The sequence below is a fragment of the Burkholderia pyrrocinia genome, from assembly GCF_022809715.1.
In the GTDB taxonomy this organism is placed as follows: domain Bacteria; phylum Pseudomonadota; class Gammaproteobacteria; order Burkholderiales; family Burkholderiaceae; genus Burkholderia; species Burkholderia pyrrocinia_C.
In genome coordinates, this window is the sequence record NZ_CP094460.1 from 334,854 (window position 1) to 351,571 (window position 16,718).

Genomic DNA, 16,718 nt, shown 5'->3' on the forward strand with positions numbered 1-16,718 from the left:
GGAGTGTTGCCAGTATCCGGGTTCACCCTGACTTTGTGAAATTGCTTGTTTCAATCCGGGGCATCGGGAATTTCTATCTGCTTCCGGCCCTTGATTGGGTGGGATGGCTGTTCGTCCAGTGGCTGTGGGTCGCGGAGCACGCGCGCGGCCAGGGATACGCGTCCGGCCTGCTCGTGCGCGCGGAACAGGTCGCGGCGGAACGAGGGTGCGCAGCCGCGTGGATCGACACCTTCAATCCCGATGCGAAGCGGCTCTATGAGCGATTCGGCTACGTCGTGTTCGGCGAGTTAGCCGATTTTCCGGCGGGGCACACGCGATACTTTTTGCAGAAGCGGTTCGGCTTGTCTACGTCGAGTTGACGCATTTGCATTGCCGCCGCGCTTATCGGCTCAGATCTGATACGGCATTCGAACACCGGGTTCGGTGGGAGGGAAGTCTTTCGTGTTGCGCGACACGAGCAGCAGCCCGTTCACTTGCGCCGATGCCCAGACGATCGCGTCGGGCAGGCGTATGCGGCGTTCCTTGCGAATGATCACGGCACGATTCGCCACCGTGCTGTCGAGCGCGATGACATCGAATGACGAGAGCCATGCGCGAGTCGGCGCTTCGTTACGTGCGGACGTGCCGACCAGAACCTCCATCCACGAGATCGTGCTGATCGCACGATAGTCATAGCGGCCTAGCTCCGCGCGGGCGGATTCCACGCCACCCAGATAGTCGATCAGGATGTTGGTGTCGAAGAGAGCTTTTACCATTCCGAGCGCATTTCCTCCTGATACGCGAGCCCGTCGACCGTGCGATCTTTCCAGAGGCCGAATACGTCGTCGGCGAGCGGGCGCTTGTGCAGGGCAATGTAGGCATCAATCGCGTCGCGGATGATCGCGGCGCGGGGACGACGTTCAGTCTCGACGATGACGGCCAACTCGTCGAGCTGGCCATCCGACAGATCAACCAGAATTCGGCTCATGACAGCCTCCGATATATGATATGCATATCATATATACCAGATCGAGGGTATGCAAGACCCGGACTGGGTGCGGCGGGAGGCGCCTTCGCGTAAACCGTTGTCCGGCAAGCGACAGGGCGCCTTCGCTCAAATCCCCGCCATCTTCCTCAACCACTCCGCCAGCCGTCGTGCCCCGTCCGGCATGTCCGCGTCCTCGCGCGTGCACAGGTAGTAATCGCGCCCGTCGTCGAGCGCGTGATCGAACAGTTTCACGAGTTCGCCGTTCGCCAGTTCGCGCTCGACCAGCGGCGCGCGCAGCAGCGCGGCGCCGAGATCCGCGCGCGCCGCGCTCAACGTGAGCTGACCATCTTCGAACATCGGCCCCACCGCATGCGACACATGCCGCACGCCGGCGCCCTGCAGCCAGTTGACCCACGTGCTGCGATCCTCGTCGTGCACGAGCGGCGCGCGCGAGAGATCGGCCGGCGTGCGGAACGGCCCGTGGCGCTTCAGGAACGACGGGCTGCACATCGGCACCATCGCGCCCGGCAGCAGCCGCTCGCAGCGATAGCCGGGCCAGTCGCCGGTGCCGAAGCGGATCGACAGGTCCGACGCATCGCTTCGGTAATTGCGGTGATGCGCGTACAGCACGGTCACGTCGACATCCGTGTTGTCGGCCAGGAACGAATGCAACCGCGGAATGAACCAGCCGATGCCGAGCAGCGGAATCAGGCTGACGGTGATCTGCCGCAGCGACGAGCGGTCGCGCACGAAGCGCGTCGCGCTGCGCAGCACCGAGAACGCGGCGCTGATCGAGCGGTAGTAGTCGCGCCCTTCGTCGGTGAGCGCGAGCAGCCGGCCCTCGCGCACCGTCAGCGGCGTCTGGATGAATGCTTCGAGCAGTTGCAGTTGATGGCTGACCGCCGACGGCGTGATGTCGAGTTCGCCCGCCGCCGCGGTGACCGACCCGAGACGCGCAAACGCTTCGAACGCACGCACCGCGCGCAACGGCGGATCGTGCGGCAATTGTTCGATATTTTTCATGTGTCGAATTTTATCGAAAAGTCAGGGTAAGCGGCAACAATAAAATATCGTGTATTTACAGTGTGTTGGGTTAATGTGTCGAGAACGGCATAAGCATCCAACAATTGGGTATTTGGGGTTTGGGTGCTGAATATTTAATATTTTTCATGTTTTGATTCGAGTCACCGATCCCCGCACATGAAAATCGCCTTCCTTCACGCCAGCCTCGTTTTCTCGGCGGCCGCCCTGGTCGCTTCCGTTCCCGCGTTCGCGCAGTCCGCGCCGCAGACGGTCCTGATCGGTCTCGCCGCGCCACTCACCGGCCCGTCCGCACGTATCGGCAAGGACCTGCAGAACGGCGCGCAACTCGCGATCGACGACGCGAACGCCAAGCATCCGACCATCGGCGGCAAGCCGGTGGTCTACAAGCTCGTCGCGGCCGACGACCAGTCCGATCCGCGCACGGCCGTCGCGGTCGCGCAGCAGCTGGTCGACCAGCACGTGATCGGCGTCGTCGGTCACTGGAACACCGGCTGCAGCGTGCCGGCGTCGCGCGTCTACCGCGATGCGGGCATTCCGCAGATCGCGCCGGCGTCCACCGGCCATCAATACACGCAGCAGGGCTACGCAACGGCGTTCCGCATCATGGGTCACGACGATGCGGGCGGCAACTTCACCGGCGCGTATGCGGTGAAGACGCTGAAGGCGAAGCGCATCGCGGTGATCGACGATCGCACGTCGTTCGGCGCGGGGCTGGCCGACCAGTTCATCAAGGGCGTGCAGGCGAACGGCGGCGCGATCGTCGATCGCCAGTACGTGAACGACAAGACGACCGACTTCAGCGGCGTGCTGACCGCGATCAAGGGCAAGCGCGCGGATCTCGTGTTCTTCGGCGGCCTCGATGCGCAGGCCGCGCCGATCGCGCGCCGGATGCGCCAGCTCGGCGTGAACGCGCCGCTGCTCGGCGCGGGCGGCTTCGTGAGCCAGACCTTCCTGTCGCTCGCGGGCAAGGACGGCGACGGCGTGACCGCGCTCGAACCGGGCCTGCCGCTCGACCGGATGCCGGGCGGCAACGCGTTCGACACGCAGTACCAGGCGCGCTTCCGCGCACCGATCGAACTGCACGCGCCGTTCGCATACGACGCGGCGGCCACGCTGATCGCAGCCGCGCAGAAGGCCGGCACGACGCAGCCGGCGAAGCTGGTCGCGGCGGTCCGCGCGATCGACCGGCCCGGCGTGACGGGCCGGATCGCGTTCGACGGCGAAGGCAACCTGAAGGACCCGGCCTTCACGATCTACCAGGTGCGCGGCGGCAAGTGGAGCGTCGTCGACGTGCTCGGCGGCACGCGCACCACGACCAAATAAAACGACACGGACGATCCCCATGACCGAACCGACCCCGACATCCGCCGCCGCACCCGAGGACACGCGCCTCGGAATCCTCGCGCGGCGCCGCATCGAAGCGGAAATCATCAAGCCGATCTACGAGATCATGAAGCGCGAGTTCGGCGCCGAGCGCGCGCAGGCCGTGATCGCGGAAGCCGTGCGCGGCGCGGCCGTCGACGCGGGCCGCACGTTCGCCGCGCAGGAGCCTGGCGGCACGAACGTGAAGTCGTTCATCGCGCTGCAAGTGCTGTGGGAGAAGGACGACGCGCTCGACGTCGAGGTGCGGCGCGCGGACGACGCGCACTACGACTACGACGTACATCGCTGCAGCTACGCGGAGATGTATCACGCGATGGGGCTCGGCGAAATCGGCCACCTGCTGAGCTGCGCGCGCGACAGCTATTTCATCCAGGGCTATGCGCCGAACATCGCGCTGACGCGCACGAGCACGATCATGCAGGGCGGCAAGCGCTGCGATTTCCGCTACGCACTGCAATCCGCGCCGGAGAACGGCGATGCGTGACGACAACGTGAATGCGCCGCGCGTCGACGGCGATCGCCTGTGGGCGTCGCTCGAGCGGATGGCGCAGATCGGCGCGACGCCGAAGGGCGGCGTCTGCCGTCTCGCGCTGACCGATCTCGATCGCGAGTCGCGCGACCTGTTCGTGCAGTGGGCGCGCGACGCCGGCTGCACGGTGCGGGTGGACCGGATGGGCAACGTGTTCGCGCGCCGCGCGGGACGCAATCCCGATGCCGCGCCGGTGCTGACGGGCTCGCATGCCGATTCGCAGCCGACGGGCGGCCGCTACGACGGCATCTACGGCGTGCTCGGCGGGCTCGAGGTCGTACGCGCACTGAACGACGCGGGCATCGAAACCGAGCGCCCGATCGACGTCGTGATCTGGACCAACGAGGAAGGTTCGCGCTTCGCGCCGGCGATGATCTCGGCCGGCGTGTTCGCGGGCGTCTATACGCTCGACTACGGGCTGTCGCGCACCGACAGCGCGGGCAGGACGATCGGCGAGGAACTGGAGCGGATCGGCTACGCGGGCGCCGAGCCCGTCGGCGGTTATCCGGTGCATGCCGCGTACGAACTGCATATCGAACAGGGCGCGATTCTCGAACGGGCCGGCAAGACGATCGGCGTCGTGACGGCCGGGCAGGGGCAGCGCTGGTACGAGGTGACGCTCACCGGTGTCGATGCGCACGCGGGCACGACGCCGATGGAATTCCGTCGCGATGCGCTGGTGGGCGCCGCGCGGATGATCTCGTTCGTCGACGTGCTCGGCCGCCGTTACGCGCCGTACGCGCGCGCGACGGTCGGGATGATCGAAGCGCGGCCGAATTCGCGCAACACGGTGCCGGGCGGCTGTTTCTTCACGGTCGAGTTTCGCCATCTCGACGATGCGGTGCTCGACGAACTGGACGCGGCGCTACGCGCGGAACTCGCCCGCGTGGCGGACGAGAACGGCCTCGGTGCGCAGATCGAGCAGATCTTCAAGTACCCGCCGATACCGTTCGCGCCGCGCTGCATCGACGCGGTGCGTGACGCGGCCCGGGCGCTCGGGCTGTCGCACATGGATATCGTGTCCGGTGCGGGGCATGACGCGTGCTACGTCGCGCGCGTCGCGCCGACCGGGATGATCTTCGTGCCGTGCGTCGACGGGCTGAGCCACAACGAGGCCGAAGCGATTACGCCCGAATGGGCGGCGGCGGGTGCCGACGTGTTGTTGCGCGCGGTGTTGCAGAGCGCGCAGGAAGCCTGAGTGTGACAAAGGCGGCCCGGCGGGCGGGTGTTCGCCGGCAGTTCGCACGCGTTCGGATCGCCGTTCAGCAAGGCCATTGCCCTGAGCGGGTGCGTCTGCGCGGCCTCGATCGATGCGATGGCGAACGGCGTGTCGCCTGACGTCATCAACGCCTTTTATTGTCCGGCCGTGCGTTCCTTGCCCGCCTTGCGCCGCGCCATATACGCGAGATACGCGACGATCTGGTCGAGCTCCCGATCGCTCAGCTGATCGGGCGGAAACGCCGGCATGCTCCGGCCCGGCCAGTCGCGCACCGACGCCGGGTTGCGGATGTAGCGGCGCAGCGCGGCGGGCTGGAAGTAGTCGACCGGATTCATCGGTGCGTTCAGGTCGGGGCCGGCATGGCTGCTGCCCGCGCCGTCGACGCGGTGGCACGCGAGGCATTGCGTGACGAACAGGTGCTGGCCCGCGCGCGCCGGATCGCTTGCGGGCAACGCGGGATCGACGGCGAGCGACGGCCAGCGCGCGACCGGCGACGATTCGATCGTGACGCGCACGATCTGGTAGGGCCACTGCTCGCCGCGCACCGACGACGCGTCCGGCCCGAGCCACACGAGATAGAACGGCCCCGCGCTGACCTGCTTGCCGGGCAGCTTCGGCCACGGATGGGCCGAATCCTCGATCGCGAGCCATGCGACGGCGCCGGCCGGCGCGCGGCGGCGCACCAGATCGAGCGGCAGTTGCGCGGCGAAGCCGTCGGCCGCGCGCGTTTCGAGCACGCCGTCGGCCGGCAGCGGCGTGTCGCCGAGCAGCGCGGCGAACGGCACGGCGCGGAACGTCATCGGCCGGCCGTATGCGATGTCGCGCGGCACGTGGATCTCCGTCGCATCGGGGCGCGCGAGCAGCATCTGCCGCGTCAGGGTGCGGGCCGTGCCGTCGATGTCGAGTTCTAGCGTGGACTGGGCCGACGCGCGTTGTCCGATCAGGCAAACCGTCAGCAGCACAAGCGAAAACCACTGGCGCTTCAGCATTCGTTCTCCGGGAAGGGGCGTTCCGGCGGCGGCAGGACATGGAAGCCGCGGCCGATGGAAGGAATCGGGCGACAGTCTATCCGGTACGCGCGGCGCTGGCGACTTCGGTGCGGGAAAGGTTGGGTGGCTACGATCGGACAGGCCCGCGACAGCATGTCCGGCTACCGGGCCGCCAAATTGGTGTGGCGTTGCCGTAGCGCGGTTCGGGCAGGGAGAAAACGAAGGCAGGGTGGCGCACGCGGACTGCCCGCGTTCACGAGATTGCCGTTACCGGACCGCCGTCAATGATTCGCACACGGCACGTCGTTCTTCGACAACGGCGCGTCCCGCTGCGGTTCGAAATCGGCTTCGCGCGCGCCCGACGGCGTCAGCGATACGAAATGCATCGCCGTGCCTTGCGCCGGGAAACCGGCAATGCCCGTCGTGCCCCACGGAATCGGCGAGGGCTGCGCGCCGCTCACCGAAATGTCCGCCGGCGCAAGTGCCAGCGTCAGCAGCCGCCCGTCGCGGGTCGGCACATACGCATGCGTGCCGGAGACACCGATGCCGGATTCGCGCACCGACGCCGGCAGGCAGTCGAGCGTCGCCGTGCGGCGGCCGTTCGGGTCGATCAGCATCGCGACGCCGCGATCGTCCGCCGTCGTCGCGACGACGATGAAGCGGTCGATCGCCGGCACGTAGGCCGACGAATACACGTAGTACCGGATCGCGCCGTTCAGCGGCCCGAGCTTGTCGAGCTTCGCCGTGACCGGATCGAACATTGCGTATTCGAGCGTCGCGTCCGTGCTGCCTTCGATGAATTTCTGCCAGACGAGCAGCGCGTTGCGCGGCGAACCGGCGATCACGGGCCACCATTCGCGGCGGTGCGGCGCGACCGCGACATGGTTCAGCTCGCGCCCGGCCGCATCGTAGGTTTTCAGGTAGACGCCATTGCCGGTGCCGAGGTTGTCGACGCCGCCGCCGTCGATCCAGTCGGCGGAATAGAACACGACGAAGCGTTCGCCCGCCGTCGCGACATGCCCCGAGTGGCCGCCCGGCTCGACGTCGTTCGGGTAGGGCTTGATCGGCTTCAGGTCGCGGCGGTAGACGCCGTAGCGCTGGCTGACTTCCTGCGACGCGTTCCAGCCGTCCTCGAACGTGACGAAGATGTCGCCGCGCGCGTTCTGCGCGATCGACACGGGCTCCTGCGCCTCGGGGCGGCTGATGAACGGTCGAACGCGCAGCAGGTGCGGCTTGCCGGGCAGCCACTCGCCGACGTACACGTCGTGCGGCCAGTTGCCGTTGCGCATCGCGCCGCGCGGCACGATGCCCGAACTGCTGAAGAACACCCAGCGTTTGCCGTTGCCCGCATCGGCCACGCCGATGCCGTGCATGAAGCGCCGCGAGTCGCCGGTGTCTTGCGGCGCTGCCGGGCCCTGCACGGTGACCGTATGCACGACGGGTGCGGCGGCCAGCGCCGACGGCGGCGCCGCGACGACGCAGTACGTGCCGCACAGCGCAGCCGCGACGCGGCGAGCCGCGCGCGTTCGCCCCGTCATTCGACGGTCACCGATTTCGCGAGGTTGCGCGGCTTGTCGACGTCGGCGCCGCGCGCGCAGCCGACGTGATACGCGAGCAGCTGCAGCGGGATCACGTTGACGATCGGCGACAGCTGGTCGCCCGAATCGCGCACGCGGATCAGGTGCGTATCGCGATCGGCGTCGATCGCGAGCTGGTTGCCGGCGAGCACGTAGAGCCGCCCGCCGCGCGCGCGCACCTCGGCCATGTTGGACTTCAGCTTCTGGAACAGGCGGTCGTCCGGCGCGATCGTGACGACCGGCATCGCGCTCGTGACGAGCGCGAGCGGGCCATGCTTCAGTTCGCCGGCCGGATAGCCTTCCGCGTGGATGTACGACACCTCCTTGAGCTTCAGCGCGCCTTCCATTGCGATCGGAAAATGAATGCCGCGCCCGAGGAACAGCGCGTTCTCGGTGCGCGCGAACTTCGCGGCCCAGCCCATGATCTGCGTTTCCAGCGCGAGTGCGTGGCTGATGCGGTCGGGCAGCGCGTGCAACTGCTTCAGGTGCATCGCGACCTGCGCGGCGTCGAGCCGGCCGCGCAATTGCGCGAGTGTCAGCGTCAGCACGAACAGCGCGACGAGCTGCGTCGTGAACGCCTTGGTCGACGCGACGCCGAGCTCGATGCCGGCCCGCGTCAGGAACCGCAGCGGCGCGTTGCGAGCGATCGTGCTGGTTGCCACGTTGCAGATCGCCATCGACAGATCCTGGCCCATCTCGCGTGCACGCTCGATCGCGCCGATCGTGTCGGCCGTCTCGCCCGACTGCGAAATGCCGACCACGAGCGTGCGCGGATCGGCCACGGTGTCGCGGTAGCGGAATTCGCTGGCGATCTCGACCTGCGCGGGTACACCCGCGATGCTTTCGAGCCAGTACTTCGCGGTCAGGCCCGCGTAGTAGCTGGTGCCGCAGCCGAGCAGCAGCACGCTCCGAACGCGCGACAGCAGCGCGCGCGTGCTTTCGCTCTCGTCGAACAGCGCCGGCGAGATCGTGTCGATGCCGTCGAGCGTGCTGGCGATCGCCTTCGGCTGCTCGAAGATCTCCTTCTGCATGAAGTGCTGGTACGGGCCGAGCGCGGCGTCGCCGTCGCGCGCCTTCACGTGGCACAGCGGGCGCTGCGCTTCGTGGCCGCCCGAGTCGACCACGGCGATGCGTTCCGGCGTGATCAGCGCGACGTCGCCGTCTTCCAGATAGACGAAGCGGTCGGTCAGGTCGCCGAGCGCCGCGCAGTCCGACGCGAGGTAGTTCTGTTCGGCGCCGATGCCTATCACGAGCGGCGAGCCGGCGCGTGCGGCGACGAGGCGCTGCGGCTCGCGCGCGCTCAGCACCGCGATCGCGTACGCGCCGTGCAGCCGCTTGACGGCGCGCATGACCGCATCGAACAGGTCGTCGCGATAGAGGCTGTGGATCAGGTGTGCGATCACCTCGGTGTCGGTTTCGCCGCGAAACGCGTAGCCGCGCTGCCGCAACTCGGCGCGCAGCGCGTCGTGGTTCTCGATGATGCCGTTGTGCACGACCGCGATCGTGTCGCCCGACATGATCGGATGCGCGTTCATTTCCGACGGTGCGCCGTGCGTCGCCCAGCGCGTATGCGCGATGCAGGTCTGCGCTTCGAGACCGAGCGTCAGCACGCGATCCTGCAGGTCCGTCACGCGCCGCAGCGTGCGTTCGCTGAGCAGGCGTCCGTTGCCTTGCACGGCGATGCCGCACGAATCGTAGCCGCGATACTCGAGCCGGCTCAGCGCATTGACCAGTTGCGGCACCTGATTGCCGATGCCGCTTGCTCCGACGATTCCGCACATGATTCACCTCGTCCACAAGAAGTTGCCGGCCTGCCGGCGATGCACGGCAGCGCGGCGTCAGGAGCGGCGCCGCGCTGCACGGATGCCGTCCCGTGTGCGGCGGCGCGTCTCCGCTGACCTACTCGCGGGGCGGCGGCCCCGCATGGGCTACCCATTCGATGCCGGAAATCGATCCGTTCGCGTCGTGCGACGCGACGAGAATGCGCGTCGTGCGCCGCACGCCGCGCCGGCGGGCGCCGGCCAGCGCGGTCGGCGGCACCGCGCGCACCTTCGCGCTGGCCGAGCGCCGCAGCATCTTCGACACGCGCAGCCGGTACGCGAGCGGATGCACGACGCGCCCCGCGATCAGCCACGTGACGGTCGTGCCCGCGATGATCGCGATGCAGGTCGCGTAGAACACGATCTGTTCGATCGGCATCTCGGCCTCGTTGAACGGCAGCAGGTAGCGGTACGTGTAGATGCAGATCGATGCCCACACGGCGCCCACCAGCGCGGGCCGCACGAGACGGAACCAGACGACCAGCACGAACCCGATGATGCGGCCGCGCTCGGCGATCATTTCGCGCGGCGTGCGCAGGGAAAGGTCAATAATCGGTGCGTTCTTCATGTTGAATGCCTCGGTCGGGGCTGACCCATACGGCCCGCTTGCCGCGGCCCCGCAACACGACGGCGGGCAGGGCGACGACGGTGGTGATCATGCTGATCAGCCAGAAGGCCACGGGATACCAGACGGTGTCCAGGAAATACATCAGGAGTTTTTCGTCGTAACGACGGTCGATCATGCTGCCGATGATCAGCTGCAGGATGCAGGTGGCGACCAGCAGCATCCCGTGCCAGTGCGGCACGACCGATACGTGCCAGTCCAGCGGCAACGGATGGAAGACATCGACGAGCGCGAGCAGCAGGATGAACGACATCGAGTAGGCCCATGCGATGCCGATCAGGTATTCGACGAACAGCGGCCACATCATCATCTGCGTCGGCCGTGCGAGCGTGCCCGCATACTTCATCAGCACCTGGATGCCGCCTTTTGCCCAGCGCAGCCGCTGCCGGTACAGCCCCTTCACCGTTTCGGGCATCAGGATCCAGCTCAGTGCGTGCGGTTCGTATACAACGCGCCAGTCGCGGCACTGCAGTTTCCAGCTGATGTCGATGTCCTCGGTCAGCATGTCCGAGCTCCAGTAGCCGACGTCGGCGAGCGCGGTCTTGCGGAACATCGTGATGACGCCCGATACCGTGAAGATGCGGCCGTACACCTGCTGCGTGCGCTTGATCAGCCCGACGATCGACGAGAATTCGCCGACCTGCATGCGGCCGAGCAGCGACGTGCGCGTGCGGATGCGCGGGTTGCCGGTCACGGCGCCGACGCCGGGATCGGTCAGGAAGTGCTCGAGCATCCAGCCGATCGCGTCGTGCGCGAGCAGCGAATCGCCGTCGATGCACAGCAGGTATTCCGCGTTCGATACGGCCGCCGCGGTCGTGAGCCCGACCGCCTTGCCTTCGTTGCGCGCGTGATGGATCACGAGCAGCCGCGGGATCTCCACGGCCAGCTCGTTGAGGATCTCGCCGGTGCGGTCCTTGCTGCCGTCGTTGACCGCGATGATGTCGTAGTTCGGGTACTGCATCGCGTTCAGGTGGCCGATCACGGCGCGCGCGTTCGCGGCTTCGTTGAAGCAGGGCACGATGATCGAGATCTTCGGAATGCCGCTCGACGCGATCGTCCGCGTCGACAGCACACGACCCTCTTCGAGCAGGAAGTAGTGCACGACGCCGCCGATCATCCACAGATACGACATGAAGAACGGGTAGTAGAAGACGAAATCCTGCAGGCGCTGGATGATGCTGTGGGTCGTCATGGTGTCTTCGTCCCCTGCGGATGCTGCCCGTGCATCAACGCGTTGATCGACGTCGGATCGAGCCGCGACTTCAGCGACATCACGTCGCGCATCGTGTCGAGATCCGGCTGGTTGTTCAGGAATTTGTCCGGGTAGTAGCCGAAGTTCACCGCGCCCTTGCTGCGCAGCCGCCGCATCTGCGCGATCAGCGCGCTGCCGGAAATGTCCTTGCGCTCGCGCCAGTCGTACGACTGCAGTTCGAACACGGTGCGCGCGAGGCCGCGCTGTTTCGCGCGGACGGCGCCGACGAGCTGGTCCATCCAGCGCTGGGGGTCCGGCGCCTGTTCCATGTACGGCATCGCCATCAGCGCGACGAAGTCGTAGGTGGCGAGGAAATCGTCGTAGTTCTGCGCGTACCACGCTTCGGACTCGGGCTTCAGCACCGGCAGCGCGAAGATGTTGCGCGCGGTCAGCACGTCGCCCGCGTTCTGGTTCGCGAGCACGATCTGTTCGAGCTGGCGCGTCAGGTCGATCAGGTAGCGCGTCTTCTGCCGCGTCCAGCGGCTCATCAGGTCCGGCGTCGCGCGGATCTTGCCGATGTCGGCCGGCAGCCCCCACTGCGAATACGTGCTCAGCGCGTGCCGGCCCGCATCCTCGTAATCGTCGAGCACGGCGTCGTCGCTGAACAGGATGCCGCCGAACGACGCGTACTTGCCGAGATCCTCGTAGATCTGCTCGATCATCAGCCGTGCTTGCGGATCGAACGGGCTCAGCCGGTACACGCGCGAGCCGTTTTCGCGCGCGGGCGCGCCGCCGTATGCGCTGACGGCCTCGAGCCCGCGATGCTTGTCGGCCGGCGGGCGGAACGCCAGCACCGGCATCCATGCGTACACCTGCACGTTGGCGCGCGTGTTGAGCTGCCACGCGGCGCGCGAGAACAGGTCCGCGCGCATCGGCAGGTGCCGGTTCGGGAAGTACAGCGATTCCGCGACGCCCGTGCCCTTCGGATCGGCGAACGCCTGCAGGTACACCGATTTCGGCTGCATCCGGTAGATGCGCTCGATGAGCTTGCCGAGATTCGTTTCCTGCCGCGCCGGATCCGGATCGTAGACCTGGTCGAGATCGACCTGCACGACGCGCTCGGGGATGTCGACGTCGCCGCGGTTGGTCGCCGGCTCGCGCATCGACCGCTCGAACCCGCCGATGTCGACGTCGTACATCATCAGGATCCGCCGCAGCCGGTCGAGCGGCACGTCCGGCGTATTCGGGCCGGCGTCGAGGCTGAACTGGATGTCCATGCCGAGCGACGTCGAAATCTTGCGCACGGGCTGGTTTTCCGCGCCGTATGGCCAGACCATCGAGCGTGCGACGATGCCGGTGCGTTCGCGAATCTGCCGCACGCATGTCTGAAGGTCGTCATGCACGCGGGCTTCGAACTCCGCATCGGTTTCATAGCGCTTCTCGTTCTGGAGGTACAGGTGCGACGTGGTGGCCGGCAACTCGTTGCCCTGCGGATTCGCGACCGCGCCGTGATGGAGGTTGTGCGTGTGGCACGCGAGCTCGACGAGATTCGACTTGCCGACCTTCTGCACCTCGTCCCACGACATGAAGTAGTCGCGCGGCATCTGGACCCTGTCGCTGATGCGGATCGGCGTATCCGGCGGCGCGTCGATCCATGCGGTGACGATGCCCATCACGGCCGGATACTTGAAGCGCTCGAGCAGCGGCAGGACTTTCGTGTAGTGGCTGCGGTAGCCGTCGTCGAACGTGAGCAGCACCGCGCGCGGCGGCAGCGGCTTGCCGCCGTGCCGCGACGCCTCGATCTGCTTGACCGTGACGGTGTGATAGTTGTTGGTCTGCAGCCACGAGAAGATGGCGGTCAGCGTACCGGTGTCGACCGCGTACGGATCGACCATCGTCGACGTGGCGAACGTCGACAGCAGGTTGTCGCGCACGTCGTGCAGGCAGATCACGCGGAACGTCTTGCCGTCGACGGGATCGGACGGCGGCAGCAGGTCGATCATCCGCGCATTCGTCACGCCCGGGAACAACGAACAGGCCGCAAACGTGCCGAGGCATCCGCACATGAAGAACCGTCTGGATTGCATCGTTCGAGCTCCTTTCTAAAACGGCAGGTTGAGCGACAGGAAGCCGGTTTCGGAACGCTCGCGCTGGCCGTCGTACGCATGGCTGCTGACCTCGACGCCGTAGGTCAGCGTGATGTCGTGCTTGAACGTCCACGTGTGCGCGAGGCGGGCGCTCCACAGCGGACTGGTGCCGAAGCCGCGCTCGTTGTATACGCCGCCGGACGCCGACAAGCGCTGCTGCAACGACATGTCGCCCTTCTTCCACAGCGTCAGCTGATGCATGACGGTCGCCGCGGCAGCGTAGTCGCGGCCCGGGCTGAAGTAGGGCGCGTCCCGCCGCGTGTTGCTGTCGGTGCCGAGATTCAGCGACACGTTGACGAGCTGGTTCGCGGACGTATATACGCGCTGCGTACCCGTCGCGGAAATCTCCTGGTGCAGGTTCGAATCGCTGTAGCGGCTCACGCCGTAGCTCAGCCTGACTTCGCGGCGGTCGTTCTGGCGATACACGACCTCGACGTTCGCCGAGCGGCCCCAGATGTGCGCGAGATACGCCTTCCACGGCAGCGAGTTGTCGTTGGAGTCGAGCGCGCCGCTGACCGTCCAGTAATCGTTGAGGTTGTACGTGATGGAGCCGCGGCCGCCCGTGCGCCCGTCGCTGCCGAACGAACGCGTGACTTCGCCCTGGATCGTGAGCGGCCCGTGCCGGTAGTCGCCGCCGACACCCGTGCGCGTGCGGCTGACGCTGCCGGCGTCGGTTTGCGCATGGCCGAAGAACGTGTGGGAAAACACGCGCCAGTTGTCGCCGAACGGTTGCGAATACACATAGCTGTCGGACGAGAAGCTGTTGTCGGCCAGTGCGCTGTTGCCGTGCTCGAAGCTCAGGTCGGTCGTGAACAAGGGGCTGCGGTACGCGTTGTAGTCGCGCTTGAACGCGCGCACGGAGCCGCTGTCCGGGAACGTGTTGCCGAAGGTCTGGTCGACGCTCTTCGCGGTCGCGTAGTCGTCGGCCGTCAGCGATGCGCGGCCGAGCCCCGCGAGCATTTCCACGTTGTCAGGGTGGTCGGTCAGCGACGCGCGATACATCGCGATCGCCTGGCGCGGATGCGACTGGCCCGAAACGGCGTCGGCGTGCGCGGCGCGGACCTCGGCATTGAACGGCACTTCCTTCTCGAGCTTTTCCAGCGCGGCGATCCCTTCTTCAACCCGGCCCGTATAGATCAGGTATTGCGCCTGCAGCCGGTAGTAGCGCAGGTAGTCGTCGTTTTCCGGCCCCCAGGTCCGCACCTGGTTGGCCGGCGGCAGCGATTTGCCCATGTCGTCGAGCACCCGGCTCGCATCCGCCGCGCGTGCCTGGTCGACGTACGACCAGAACAGCCCCTCGCGCAATTCGATCGGACGCGTGCGCGCGCCGTACAGGAAGCCGCGCGTCGCACGGTCCGTCGGCGATGCGGTCGCCTGCGTCAGCGCGCGCTGGTACACGGCGTTGGCCTTGCCCGGTTCGCTCAGGTACAGGTACGCGTCGCCGACGGCCGCCAGCGCGTCGATCGAGATTTCCGCATCCGGCGGAATCGTCTCGAACGTCGCGACGGCCGTCTTCATTTCGCCGCGCGCGGCGTAGGCGATCGTCCGGTCGCCGGCGAGCGCCGTCCTGACCTGCGAATACTCGGGCGTGGCGGGCATCCGCTTGTCGAGGTCGTCCGCGGCGCGCAATGCGCTGTCGAGCCCGTCGAAGCGGTCGGCGCTCGTCATCGAGCGCGACTTGTCGCGTCCGCCGCGCACCTGCTGGCGAATCGACAGTTCCTCGAGCTGCGCGAGATCGACGGCGGAGAAGACGTCCGGGCGCGCTTTCGCTTCCTCCAGCGCCATGACCGCGCCGCCGCTCGACGCGAGCCCGAACACGTCGTTGCGGACGGTGGCCGGATCGGCGGTGCGGAGGTCGGGCATCTGCGCGTTCGGGGTTTCCGCGTCGGGGATCTGGGCGCCTGGGGGTTGGGTACCCGGTGATTGGGCACCCGGCGCCTGGGCATTCGGCATCGGCGTGCCGGGTGTCTGCGGTGTCGGCGTCTGGGCTGCGGGCGCCTGGGCATTCGGCATCTGGGCACTCGCGGCCTGCGCGATCGGGGTCGGCGCATTCGGCGGTGGCGCGTCCGGCGCGAGCGTGCCCGGTGTCGGCGCGCCCGGCGGCTTCGGATCCGGCGTACCGCTGGTTCCGGCGATTTCGCCGACGCTGCCCGGTTCCGTGTCGCCTTCGGCGGAGAAGCAGGGGCCGGACGCGACGAGCAGCAACACGAGCGGCGCATGCAGGAGGATCCGCCGGCTGGACGGGGCGACGGTGGTGCATTGTTGTTTACGATTGTTGGCCACGGTATGTCCTCACTTCGAAACGATCACATCGGTTGCCCCCGACGATGCACGCCGTCGCTCGCCATGCTGCCGGACGGCGAGGGCCCGGTCATGCGGAACCGGCTTACAGGCGATTGCGGATCGCCTGCCCGAGTAACGCACGTGATTCGCTGTTCGTCGGGTCGATCGCGAGCGCCCGACTTGCGTTTTGCTCCACACAGTTCCATTCGTCGATCTGCGCGCACCAGCGCGCCTTTGCCAGCGCGCGGGCGCCTTCCAGTTCCGCGTGCGTGACGCTTGCCGTCTGCATGCGTGCCGTGTCGGTGCCGTACGACTGTGGCTTCGGCGCGAGGTCCATGCGCTTTCTCGTGCCCGCCAGCGTCTCGGTTCGCGGTGCGCGATGCGCATCGCCGAGCCGTGCATTGGCGCGGTCATGGGCCGGCGCGGCATGCGTATTGGCCGCGAGTTTCACGGGTGGCGCATGCGACGGTTGGCGGTGTTTCGCGGCGGCGCGGGACGCTGCCCGCGGCGCGGCTTCCGGTTCGGCCGCGAGCTTGACGGGCGGCGCTGCAGCAGCGGATGGCCCCGGCGGCGCGGGCGGAGTGGCGGCCTGTGCGATCGTCGGCGCCGGCCCGGGGGCGGCCGATGTTCCGGACACGCCGGACGCAGCGGTTGCGCGGGACGTCGCGGCCACGATCGCGTTGCGGTATTTCCCGACGGCGGTTGCGATCACGCCGGAGAAGTCGTGCGTCACGCTTGCATGGCCGAGCGCCGTGCCGCGCTCGGCATACGCGAAGACGCCGAAGATCGTGGCAAACGCGACGAAGCTGAGTGCGGCATTCTTGCCGGGACCCCAGGAGGGTTTCGACTGGCTGGCGGGCGGGTCGTCCGGTCGTTCTGCGCGAGTCATTCGATGCTCCTCGATTCGATACGTTGTGGTGAATGACACAATCGGAGCGGCTTC

At 67.3% G+C, this 16,718-nt stretch carries 15 protein-coding genes; 4 read left to right on the forward strand and 11 right to left on the reverse strand.

The window, feature by feature from the left end; all coding sequences use genetic code 11:
- Nucleotides 1-35 precede the first annotated feature (35 nt).
- Nucleotides 36-359: a GNAT family N-acetyltransferase gene (locus MRS60_RS18390; protein WP_235212450.1), complete on the forward strand. Its 324-nt coding sequence runs from the start codon at nt 36-38 to the stop codon at nt 357-359.
- Between the two features lie 30 nt (nt 360-389).
- Here the strand turns inward: MRS60_RS18390 and MRS60_RS18395 are convergent, their stop codons facing one another.
- The 3 genes from MRS60_RS18395 to MRS60_RS18405 all read right to left on the reverse strand — a co-directional run bounded on the left by MRS60_RS18395 (nt 390) and on the right by MRS60_RS18405 (nt 1,990).
- Nucleotides 390-755, reverse strand: a complete 366-nt coding sequence (locus MRS60_RS18395) for a type II toxin-antitoxin system VapC family toxin (RefSeq protein WP_034179822.1) — start codon at nt 753-755, stop codon at nt 390-392.
- Nucleotides 749-967 carry a ribbon-helix-helix protein, CopG family gene (locus tag MRS60_RS18400; RefSeq protein WP_034179821.1) on the reverse strand — a complete coding sequence of 73 codons (219 nt, stop codon included), beginning with the start codon at nt 965-967 and terminating at the stop codon, nt 749-751. Before MRS60_RS18400 ends, MRS60_RS18395 begins: the two co-directional genes overlap by 7 nt.
- A gap of 126 nt (nt 968-1,093) precedes the next feature.
- The gene (locus MRS60_RS18405; protein WP_034179820.1) at nt 1,094-1,990 is read right to left on the reverse strand and encodes a LysR substrate-binding domain-containing protein; all 897 of its coding nucleotides are present in this window, start codon (nt 1,988-1,990) and stop codon (nt 1,094-1,096) included.
- A 177-nt stretch (nt 1,991-2,167) separates the two neighbouring features.
- On the opposite strand from MRS60_RS18405, the gene MRS60_RS18410 reads away from it, so the two are divergent.
- From MRS60_RS18410 to MRS60_RS18420, 3 genes are read left to right on the forward strand one after another with little or no spacing between them, the layout of a single operon-like run.
- Nucleotides 2,168-3,334: a branched-chain amino acid ABC transporter substrate-binding protein gene (locus MRS60_RS18410; RefSeq protein WP_034179819.1), complete on the forward strand. Its 1,167-nt coding sequence runs from the start codon at nt 2,168-2,170 to the stop codon at nt 3,332-3,334.
- A gap of 19 nt (nt 3,335-3,353) precedes the next feature.
- Complete coding sequence (locus tag MRS60_RS18415) at nt 3,354-3,878, forward strand: L-2-amino-thiazoline-4-carboxylic acid hydrolase (protein ID WP_175748561.1); 525 nt, start codon at nt 3,354-3,356, stop codon at nt 3,876-3,878.
- Nucleotides 3,871-5,121, forward strand: a complete 1,251-nt coding sequence (locus MRS60_RS18420; protein WP_243566355.1) for a Zn-dependent hydrolase — start codon at nt 3,871-3,873, stop codon at nt 5,119-5,121. Before MRS60_RS18415 ends, MRS60_RS18420 begins: the two co-directional genes overlap by 8 nt.
- 155 nt (nt 5,122-5,276) lie before the next feature.
- On the opposite strand, the gene MRS60_RS18425 is transcribed toward MRS60_RS18420, so the two are convergent.
- The 8 genes from MRS60_RS18425 to MRS60_RS18460 form a co-directional block, all read right to left on the reverse strand.
- Complete coding sequence (locus MRS60_RS18425) at nt 5,277-6,131, reverse strand: c-type cytochrome (protein WP_243566356.1); 855 nt, start codon at nt 6,129-6,131, stop codon at nt 5,277-5,279.
- A gap of 281 nt (nt 6,132-6,412) precedes the next feature.
- Nucleotides 6,413-7,669 (reverse strand): hypothetical protein, encoded by a 1,257-nt coding sequence (locus tag MRS60_RS18430; protein ID WP_243566357.1) that lies wholly within the window; start codon nt 7,667-7,669, stop codon nt 6,413-6,415.
- Nucleotides 7,666-9,489, reverse strand: coding sequence for a glutamine--fructose-6-phosphate transaminase (isomerizing) (glmS, locus tag MRS60_RS18435; RefSeq protein WP_105392168.1), 1,824 nt, complete (start codon nt 9,487-9,489; stop codon nt 7,666-7,668). Before glmS ends, MRS60_RS18430 begins: the two co-directional genes overlap by 4 nt.
- A 118-nt stretch (nt 9,490-9,607) precedes the next feature.
- Nucleotides 9,608-10,096 (reverse strand): Biofilm PGA synthesis auxiliary protein PgaD, encoded by a 489-nt coding sequence (locus MRS60_RS18440; RefSeq protein WP_105392169.1) that lies wholly within the window; start codon nt 10,094-10,096, stop codon nt 9,608-9,610.
- A complete protein-coding gene (gene pgaC / locus MRS60_RS18445) occupies nt 10,074-11,345 on the reverse strand; it encodes a poly-beta-1,6-N-acetyl-D-glucosamine synthase (RefSeq protein WP_034179812.1) in 1,272 nt (423 codons plus the stop codon). The genes MRS60_RS18440 and pgaC overlap by 23 nt, the downstream gene beginning before the upstream one ends.
- Nucleotides 11,342-13,432 carry a poly-beta-1,6-N-acetyl-D-glucosamine N-deacetylase PgaB gene (gene pgaB / locus MRS60_RS18450; RefSeq protein ID WP_243566358.1) on the reverse strand — a complete coding sequence of 697 codons (2,091 nt, stop codon included), beginning with the start codon at nt 13,430-13,432 and terminating at the stop codon, nt 11,342-11,344. Before pgaB ends, pgaC begins: the two co-directional genes overlap by 4 nt.
- 15 nt (nt 13,433-13,447) lie before the next feature.
- A complete protein-coding gene (pgaA, locus tag MRS60_RS18455) occupies nt 13,448-15,775 on the reverse strand; it encodes a poly-beta-1,6 N-acetyl-D-glucosamine export porin PgaA (RefSeq protein WP_243566359.1) in 2,328 nt (775 codons plus the stop codon).
- Between the two features lie 103 nt (nt 15,776-15,878).
- Nucleotides 15,879-16,664, reverse strand: a complete 786-nt coding sequence (locus MRS60_RS18460) for a hypothetical protein (RefSeq protein ID WP_131948677.1) — start codon at nt 16,662-16,664, stop codon at nt 15,879-15,881.
- Between the last annotated feature and the right edge of the window lie 54 nt (nt 16,665-16,718).